This window comes from Micromonospora sp. ABR4_055 (genome assembly GCF_056160425.1).
Genome location: NZ_JBSWXD010000351.1, coordinates 1 through 591 on the forward strand (window position 1 = coordinate 1; position 591 = coordinate 591).

Here is a 591-nt window from a genome sequence, read left to right on the forward strand (position 1 = left end):
CCGTACCAGCGGCCCTGTGGGCGTACCGCCGTTTGTGGCTGCGTGCGCAGGGCGGGCGGCCCGACCTCCGCGCCCCCGTTCGGGGTCGGGTCGCCCATCCCACCTTCCCCACCGAACCGCGATGTAGCGGCGATCCCGTGACCTATTGGAAGGGCGGTCCCACCCGTGCGCAGACTTCTCGACCGTGTCCTGTTCCCCCGGCGCTCCCGGCGGCAGGCCCGGCTGCTCGCCAGCCTCGCCGATCAGACCCGGCCGGCTGCCCGGCCTCCCGCCGCCGCTGCTGTCGGCGGCGGGTCGCGTCCGCCGGCCCGGCACGGCGGCAACGCCGCCACCCACCTCTACTACGGCGCCAGTGTGGTGCGGCCGTCGATCAGCCCCGGGCTGGTCCGCGACCGGCGGTTTCCGGTCCGCACCCGGCGCGGTTGCGACCCGACCGAGGTACGCGCCTTTCTGCACCTGGTCGCCGACGAGTTGGCGGCGGTGCGGGCCGAGTTGGCGGTCACCCGGGACGAGAACGTGCGGATCAAGCAGGCGTTGCGGGACTGGCAGTCGCGGCAGTTCCAGGCCGGGATGCCGGCCTGATCCGGTCGA

1 protein-coding gene is annotated in these 591 nt (G+C 74.6%); it reads left to right on the top strand.

Features of this window, described 5'->3' with window-relative positions; translation table 11 throughout:
* The first annotated feature begins 222 nt into the window (after positions 1-222).
* Complete coding sequence (locus ACXAHD_RS32345; protein WP_475055214.1) at positions 223-582, top strand: DivIVA domain-containing protein; 360 nt, start codon at positions 223-225, stop codon at positions 580-582.
* Positions 583-591 lie beyond the last annotated feature (9 nt).